3 protein-coding genes and 2 pseudogenes (2 of these 5 running past the window's edge) are annotated in these 2,548 nt (G+C 63.8%); 2 read left to right on the forward strand and 3 right to left on the reverse strand.

The window, feature by feature from the left end; all coding sequences use genetic code 11:
• Nucleotides 1–426 (reverse strand): annotated as a pseudogene (locus tag ACFE99_RS20085) (RNA polymerase sigma factor); it reaches 126 nt to the left of the window's first position.
• 49 nt (nt 427–475) lie between these two features.
• Nucleotides 476–1,216, reverse strand: a complete 741-nt coding sequence (locus ACFE99_RS20090) for a Clp protease N-terminal domain-containing protein (protein ID WP_375488176.1) — start codon at nt 1,214–1,216, stop codon at nt 476–478.
• A 504-nt stretch (nt 1,217–1,720) separates the two neighbouring features.
• On the opposite strand from ACFE99_RS20090, the gene ACFE99_RS20095 reads away from it, so the two are divergent.
• Complete coding sequence (locus ACFE99_RS20095; protein ID WP_375488177.1) at nt 1,721–2,050, forward strand: DUF732 domain-containing protein; 330 nt, start codon at nt 1,721–1,723, stop codon at nt 2,048–2,050.
• Nucleotides 2,051–2,200: 150 nt separating this feature from the next.
• Nucleotides 2,201–2,479: a hypothetical protein gene (locus ACFE99_RS20100; protein ID WP_375488178.1), complete on the forward strand. Its 279-nt coding sequence runs from the start codon at nt 2,201–2,203 to the stop codon at nt 2,477–2,479.
• A gap of 10 nt (nt 2,480–2,489) precedes the next feature.
• On the opposite strand, the pseudogene ACFE99_RS20105 reads toward ACFE99_RS20100, so the two are convergent.
• Nucleotides 2,490–2,548 (reverse strand): annotated as a pseudogene (locus ACFE99_RS20105) (hypothetical protein) (it continues 457 nt past the right edge of the window).

The following is a 2,548-nucleotide window of genomic DNA, read 5'->3' on the forward strand; positions in this document are numbered from 1 at the left end:
GGTCAGGATCCCCGACACGCTCGACAGAGCCATGCCGAGCAGCTCGGCGATCTCCGCGAACGCCAACCCGCCGATGTGGTGGTAGGCCACGGCCAGGCGTTGTTTGTCGGGAAGCCGCCCCAGTGCGGCCCACAGGCCCTGGTCGCGGCCGGCGGGATCACTGTGGACGGCGGGCCCGTCGGCGATGTTGTCCGTCGGGACGGGTCGCCGGGATCGGGCGCGGCCGGCGTCTACGGCGCGGCGGTGGGCGATCGTGACCAGCCACGCCTCCAGGTTGGTGCCAGGAGCTAGGCGCGGGTAGGCGCGCAACGCCGACAGAAACGTTTCCGACCAGGCATCTTCGGCGTCGTCGGGGCCGACCACGGCGCGGCATACCCGCAGCACGGTTGCCCCGTGTTGGGCCACCACATCTTCGAACGGTCTCATTGCTCCCACATTGTGTAGACGCCGCGGGCCGTCCGGATGTGAGATGCGTTCAGTCGTCGGCGTCGGCGCCTCTGCCGGCGACGATCGATTCCAGCACCGAAGTCAGATCAGCCTCGGCGCGTTCCTTGTCGACACCGGCCCGGTGCAGCGGCCCGTCACCGTCCAGTTCGAGCAGCGCGAGCAGGAGGTGTTCGGTGCCGATGTAGTTGTGCCCGAGCCGAAGGGCTTCGCGGAAGGTCAATTCGAGCGCCTTGCGGGCCGGACCGCTGAACGGGACCAGCTGCGGCGGCTCGTCGCAGGCTGGCGGCAGCGCCACCGCCGCGCGAACGGCGTCGGGGTCCACTTGTTGCTCCTTCAGTAACTTGGTCGCCAGCGCATCGGGATCGCTGAGCAGGCCGAGTACCAGGTGATCGGGGGTGATCTCACGGTTCCGCGCCTCGTGCGCGGCGTTTTGGGCGGCGACCACCGCGTTTCGCGCGCGCGGGGTGAACCGCCCGAAGCCCTGGTCGGGGTCGAGTGCGGCCATGTCGGCTCTGGGGACGAACCGCTTCTGCGCGGCCTGTTTGCTGACGCCCATGCTCTTGCCGATGTCGGTCCAGGAGGCGCCGGAGCGGCGCGCCTGGTCGACGAAGTGCCCGATCAGGTGGTCGGCGACCTGGCCGAGGTGCTCGGCCGCCAAGACAGCGTCGCTGAGCTGATCGAGCACGTCGGCACGGGCGTGTTTGATCGCACTGATCAGGTCGTCCAGGCGGACCGGATGGGTGATGGACGTCGGAATTGGCTCAGGCATGGCGTCAACTCTAGGTTGACGATCACCGCTTGTCAACCACCGGTTGACGCGCACGTTCATGGCTTCCATAACTGCACCGGGCCGATCGGGAACGGGTGTGTATACCGAGCCTGGCGTGTGAATGTCGCATGACGAAGGGGATGTTACCGAAACATTACCGAGGCCATACCGCGCGATTTCCCGGCGGTAAGCGAATCTCATTGCCACGTAAGCCGTTTGGGGATTTACACGTATTCGGTTGTGTCACATCGGTTAACTCCGTTGGTGTCCGTGTTCGCGTTCTCATCGGTGTTGAGCAACTACGTCTGCGCCGAGGCCAATTTGTTCTTCCTTGGCCTTAATGACGTGTGGTATGGACGTTAAGACGTCGGTGCTGTGGGGTGAGTGTCGAGTTCGCCAGTGGCACAAGCTTTTCCCGTATCGTGTTGCCGCCCCCGGTTTAGTTTTGGACGGCAAATCGGTTGCCGAGCGACAAGACCGCCGCTGTGGAAGAATGATCGGCCGATGAGACTTCTATTTGCGCTGACCAGTGCTGCGGTTGTGATCGGCTGGGCCGGTTTTGCACATGCCGACCCATCCGGCGACGACGCAGGCTTCCTGGACGGCCTCAATAAGGCAGGCATCACTTACCAAAACCGCGACAGCGCTATCGCGGCCGGCAAAGCGGTGTGCCAGATGCTCGATGACGGCAAGAACGGCATGGACATCGTCAAGCAGCTAAGGGACGCCAACCCGGGCTTCACGCCGCACGACGCGGCAAAGTTCACGATGCTGGCGGCCGCCGCGTACTGCCCCACACAGCTAGGCGGGGCCAGCGGCGGCGACAAGGGGTAACAGCGAGGTCTTCGAGCTTCGGCTAGCGATCACCCGAAGCTGCCAACAGCCACATCGGTCGGCGGTCTTCCAGCTCACAGCAATTGGGCGTGTTTGAAGTGTGCTGTTGCGGTGTACAGGTAGCTACCACTCCGATCAGGAAGGCCAACGATGAAGCGAACTGCACCCGCCACGATCGCGATCGCCATGTTGCTGTTCAGCGGATGCTCTGCCTCAGAGGTCATCAACACCGGTGGCGACACGAAATGCAAGGACTTCACGACGCAGGACGAGAAGAAGCAAAACGACGAGGTCAGCAAAATGCTCAAGGACCAGAGTGGCGCTGAACCAAACAATCTGCAGATTTCGGCAACCCGCATGTCGGCGATGACCTACTGCCAAACAATCGGCAAGCCCGACAGCAAGATCTCTGAGGCGCCACACGGCTGACCGAACAACACTATCCGCGGTGGTGGAGGTCAGCGGTGGTCCGGCGCCATGGTCCGGGCGGCCCATCCG

The sequence above is a fragment of the uncultured Mycobacterium sp. genome, assembly GCF_964249325.1.
GTDB lineage: Bacteria > Actinomycetota > Actinomycetes > Mycobacteriales > Mycobacteriaceae > Mycobacterium.

What these genes read in the sequence shown, in the direction of transcription:
- ACFE99_RS20100 (WP_375488178.1), top strand. Translation starts at nt 2,201, where the DNA reads ATGAAGCGAACTGCACCCGCCACGATCGCGATCGCCATGTTGCTGTTC.
- ACFE99_RS20090 (WP_375488176.1), bottom strand. Translation starts at nt 1,216, where the DNA reads ATGCCTGAGCCAATTCCGACGTCCATCACCCATCCGGTCCGCCTGGAC.
- ACFE99_RS20095 (WP_375488177.1), top strand. Translation starts at nt 1,721, where the DNA reads ATGAGACTTCTATTTGCGCTGACCAGTGCTGCGGTTGTGATCGGCTGG.